The sequence below is a fragment of the Lolliginicoccus lacisalsi genome (genome assembly GCF_014841105.1).
Lineage (GTDB): Bacteria > Actinomycetota > Actinomycetes > Mycobacteriales > Mycobacteriaceae > Lolliginicoccus > Lolliginicoccus lacisalsi.
Window position 1 is genome coordinate 1 of the sequence record NZ_JACYWE010000017.1, and the last position, 356, is coordinate 356.

1 protein-coding gene is annotated in these 356 nt (G+C 68.8%); it reads right to left on the bottom strand.

Annotation, left to right across the window (positions count from 1 at the left end):
- A partial coding sequence (locus HT102_RS15645; protein ID WP_192040388.1) for a condensation domain-containing protein occupies positions 1-356 on the bottom strand: 356 nt, incomplete at both ends.

The following is a 356-nucleotide window of genomic DNA, read 5'->3' on the forward strand; positions in this document are numbered from 1 at the left end:
CCCACCCGCACCGACGCGTCCCCCGCGAACGCATCAAGGACCATTCCCAACCGAGCAGCGATCCCTTCGGCCACGACCTGGGGAATCAGCTCCGCGCGATGCTTGACCTTGATGGTCAGCTCGGGCTGCGCGTAGGCGATGATGCTTACCGGATAGTGCGTATCGTCCGCGCCGGACGCCCCGGTGACGGTCATGCCATCGATAGCGATGGCCTCCTCGCCGGCTTGGTCGACGGGGTAGGACTCGAAGACCGCGAGGGTGTCGAACCCCGCGCCCGGCCCCGCCGCCTGCTGGATCGCCGGAAGCGCGACCTGATGGTGGTCGAGGAGGTCGCTCTGCTCCCGCTGCACCCGCGC